3 protein-coding genes are annotated in these 4,200 nt (G+C 73.0%); all 3 read left to right on the top strand.

Features of this window, described 5'->3' with window-relative positions:
* A partial coding sequence (locus ACTIDRAF_RS29630; RefSeq protein ID WP_016700142.1) for a putative sulfate exporter family transporter occupies positions 1–577 on the top strand: 577 nt, incomplete at its 5' end.
* Positions 578–1,209: 632 nt separating this feature from the next.
* Entirely contained in the window at positions 1,210–3,003 is a 1,794-nt protein-coding gene (locus tag ACTIDRAF_RS0218115) for a thiamine pyrophosphate-requiring protein (RefSeq protein WP_016700140.1), read from the top strand.
* A 194-nt stretch (positions 3,004–3,197) separates the two neighbouring features.
* Complete coding sequence (locus ACTIDRAF_RS0218110) at positions 3,198–4,118, top strand: alpha/beta fold hydrolase (RefSeq protein ID WP_016700139.1); 921 nt, start codon at positions 3,198–3,200, stop codon at positions 4,116–4,118.
* Positions 4,119–4,200: the final 82 nt, after the last annotated feature.

The following is a 4,200-nucleotide window of genomic DNA, read 5'->3' as shown; positions in this document are numbered from 1 at the left end:
GGTGGAGGGGGTGGTGCGGCGGGAGGACGAGGAGGTCGCCACGGCCGTGGCCTTGGTGACCCTCTACGGGAGTCTGGCGATCCTGGCCGTGCCGTTGTTGGGGCCACCGCTGGGCCTGTCGGCCGTGGAGCTGGGCACCTGGGCGGGGCTGGGGGTGCACGAGGTGGCGCAGGTGGTGGCGGCGGCCTCGCCGGCGGGAGCGGCCGCGGTCAGCACGGCGGCGTTGGTCAAGCTGAGCCGCGTGGTCTTGTTGGCTCCGGTCGTCGCCGCCGTCGGGCTCGCCGAGCGTCGCAGGGAACCAGCGGGGTCGACCGGGCGTGCGCCGTTGGTGCCGCCGTTCGTGCTGGCCTTCCTGGCCATGGTGGGGTTGCGGGCCACTGGTGCCGTTCCGGTCGCCCTGTTGGAACTGGCCGAGGCGCTGACGACGTTGCTGCTGGCCGCCGCCCTGTTCGCGCTGGGCACCGGGGTGCGCGCCAGCGCGCTCGTGCGGGCGGGGGGCCGCGCGGTGGCGCTCGGATCCCTGTCGACCCTGCTCGTCGCCGGCACCGCCTACCTGACGGTCAGGTTCGTCGCCTGAACAAACCCGCTGCTAGGAAGCCCGGCCCGTGAGTGGTACCGCCGGTGGATCCCTGGCGATCGGGACCGCCGGCAGGGAGTTGCCTCCTCGACACCGGCCACAACTTCCCCGAGGTCATCTTCCCCGAGGTCATCGAGTTCCGGGGTCGACTGGCCGCCGAGCACGGCCCTGCGGCTGCTCGTCACCAGGGTCGAGCACTGGCTGGTCGAACGCCCCGACGGCACCCGCGACCCGCTCCCGACGGTGCCGTCGCTGGACAGCGCCGCCGAGCACCGCTTCGACGCCGGTGAGGGGCGGACCCGTCGCCGTGGCGGCCCGGGGCCGGCCGGCCCTGGAGACACCGCACCGGCTGCGGGCAGGTGTGAGCCCGGGCCTCGCGGGTAGTCCTCCGGCACGGGTGGCGGTCGTTCCGCGCCGTGGAGGGCGCTGGCCGGTGGGGACGCCTGGGCGGGTGCCGCCCGCGCCGAGGCCCCGGTCAGCGTCCGGGGCTCCGGTGGCGACCGGGGGCGGCTCCGCGTCCTCGTCGGCTCGCGTCCACGTCGGGCGGTGCCGCTGGCCGCCGTCGGGACATGTGCTCCGGGATGACCGGGTCCACCCGGCACCGGGTCCGGGTACGAGTGGAAAGGGATGGCATGAGCGAGACCGTGGGCGACTACCTGGTTCGGCGACTGCGGGAGTGGGGGGTGCGGCAGGTCTTCGCCTATCCGGGGGATGGCATCAACGGGATCGTCGCGGCCTTCGGCCGGGCTGACAACGAGCCTCGGTTCGTGCAGGCCCGCCATGAGGAGATGGCCGCGTTCCAGGCGGTGGGGTACGCGAAGTTCAGCGGCCAGGTCGGGGTGTGCCTGGCGACCTCCGGCCCTGGGGCGATCCACCTGCTCAACGGTCTCTACGACGCCAAGCTCGACCACGTCCCGGTGGTGGCCATCGTCGGGCAGACCGACCGCAGCGCGATGGGCGGCAGCTACCAGCAGGAGGTCGACCTCCAGACGTTGTTCAAGGACGTGGCCAGCGAGTACCTGGTGGAGGTCAACGTCCCGGAGCAGCTGCCCAACGCCCTGGACCGCGCCATCCGCGCCGCCGAGGCGTCGCGTGCCCCGACGGCGCTGATCATCCCCGGGGACCTCCAGGAGGAGGAGCACACTCCGCCTCGGCACGAGTTCAAACAGGTCCCGTCCAGTCCGCCCAGCCACGTCCGGTCGGCGGTGACGGCCCCGGAGGGCGAGGTCGCCGCCGCGGCCGAGGTGCTCAACGCGGGGGAACGGGTGGCGATCCTGGTCGGGCAGGGAGCGAGGAACGCCGCGGCCGAGGTGCGCGAGGTCGCCGAGCTCACCGGAGCCGGGGTGGCCAAGGCCCTGTTGGGCAAGGACGTCCTGCCCGACGACCTGCCCTACGTGACGGGCGCGATCGGCCTGCTGGGAACGCGGCCGAGCTACGAGATGATGCGGGACTGCGACACCCTCCTGATCGTCGGTTCGAACTTCCCGTACTCGCAGTTCCTGCCGAAGTACGGTCAGGCCAGGGGCGTGCAGATCGACATCGACGGTCGCTTCATCGGGATGCGGTACCCGACGGAGGTGAACCTGGTCGGCGACGCCGCCACCACCCTGCGCGCGCTGGTACCCCTGTTGCGGCGGCGCGGGGACTCCGGGTGGCGGGAGACCATCGAGCGGAACGTGGCCGACTGGTGGACCACGGTGGAGCGGCAGGCCGAGGTGCCGGCCAAGCCCGTCAACCCGATGCGGGTGGTCTCCGAGCTGTCGAGGCGCCTGCCCGACAACGCGATCGTCACCGCCGATTCCGGGTCGGCCGCCAACTGGTACGCCCGCAACCTGCGGATCCGAGGTGACGTGCGGGGGTCGCTGTCGGGAACGCTGGCCACGATGGGCCCCGGGGTCCCCTACGCGATCGGGGCGAAGTTCGCCCATCCCGAGCGGCCGGTCGTCGCGCTCGTCGGGGACGGGGCGATGCAGATGAACGGTCTGGCCGAACTCATCACGATCGCCCGGTACCGGCACCTGTGGTCGGACCAGCGTTGTGTCGTCTGCGTCTTCCACAACAACGACCTGAACCAGGTGACCTGGGAGCTGCGCGCGATGGGGGGTGCGCCGAAGTTCGAGGAGTCGCAGACCCTGCCGGACGTCGACTACGCGGCCTTCGCCCGCTCGCTCGGGCTGACGGCGATCACGGTGGACGACCCGGAGGACCTGGGAGCGGCCTGGGACCGTGCCCTGAGCGCGGCCACCCCGGCGGTGCTCGACGTCCACTGCGACCCGGAGGTGCCGCCGATCCCGCCGCACGCCACCGCCGAGCAGGTGCGGTCGGTGACGGAGGCCGTGCTGAAGGGGGACCCCGAGGCCTTCCGCATGATCGCGCAGGGGTTGCGGACCAAGGCGCAGGAGTTTTTCCCGGGGCAGCGGAGCTGAGGCGGGGGCCGGTCCTGGCGGGCGGCGTTCGCCCGGAACCGTTGTCGACGGGACGGGGACGGGCCCCGATCGGAGCGGGGAGAGGACCGCCGCCCGGGTGCCGGAGGGGCCACGAACAGTATCCCACACCGGGTCCCGCCACCCGGCGGTGCTGGGCGCCGGAGCGCGGCGCGGCAGCCGTTAGGGTCCCGCGCATGGCAGCGGAGAACGGCACCTTCGTCCATTCCGGGCCGGTTCGCCTGTGGGCCAGACGGCTCGGTGACGTGGAGGATCCCCCCGTTCTGCTGGTGATGGGAACCTCGGCGTCGTCGGTCCTGTGGCAGCCGGAACTGGTGGACCAGCTCCTCGGGGCTGGTTGCCAGATCGTCTTGTTCGACCACCGGGACACCGGGCTGTCCGACACGGTGGACTTCGAGCATGATCCCTACACCGTCGCCGACATGGCGGGCGACTGCCTGGCCGTCCTGGACGCCTTCGGCATCGCGTCCGCGCACGTCGTGGGGATGTCGCTCGGGGGCACCATAGGCCAGTGGCTGGCCGTGCACCGCCCTGACCGGGTTCGCGGCCTGACGGCGGTCATGACGTCTCCGTTGGGGGAGGACCCGGAACCGGCCTGGCAGCGGGCGCTGGCTGGGCAGGATCCCGATCCCGGGGCGCTTCCCCCGCCCGCGCCCCGGTTCCTGCGTCATCTGGCCGTTCGTTCCACGACTGGAGCCGAGACGCGTGCCGACCGCATCGAGTCCGCCATCGAGACCTGGCGGGTCCTCCACGGGGACGTGCTCCCCTTCGACGAGGCCGAGGCCCGTCGGGTGTCGGCCCTCGGGCACGACCGGGACCGCGACCCGAACTCCGGGGACAACCACGCGCTGGCGGGACGGATGACCGAGGACCACCAGGTGGACCTGTCCCGGGTCGCCGTGCCGACCTTGGTCGTGCACGGCACCGAGGACCCCGTCTACCCGGTGGAGCACGGCCGGCGACTGGCTGAGTTGATCCCGGGCGCCCGCCTGAGCGTCGTACCGGGGATGGGGCACGGGCTGTTCTCCCCGGGGTTGCCCACGACCATCGCTGACCTGGTGGCCGGACACGTCGCTGAGGTCGAGCGGCGCGGCTGAGCCGGAGCCGCCGTGGTGGGACCGGCGGGGCTCAACCCGCCGGGGCTGCCGGCCGGGGCGCCCGCCCCGGTGGTTCCTCGGC

Origin of the sequence: Actinoalloteichus spitiensis RMV-1378, assembly GCF_000239155.1 — a bacterium.
GTDB lineage: Bacteria > Actinomycetota > Actinomycetes > Mycobacteriales > Pseudonocardiaceae > Actinoalloteichus_B > Actinoalloteichus_B spitiensis.
This window is presented reverse-complemented; position numbering and strand designations above follow the sequence as displayed.

Excerpts from the sequence above, each read along its gene's own strand:
- ACTIDRAF_RS0218115 (WP_016700140.1), top strand. The coding sequence starts at position 1,210 with ATGAGCGAGACCGTGGGCGACTACCTGGTTCGGCGACTGCGGGAGTGG.
- ACTIDRAF_RS0218110 (WP_016700139.1), top strand. The coding sequence starts at position 3,198 with ATGGCAGCGGAGAACGGCACCTTCGTCCATTCCGGGCCGGTTCGCCTG.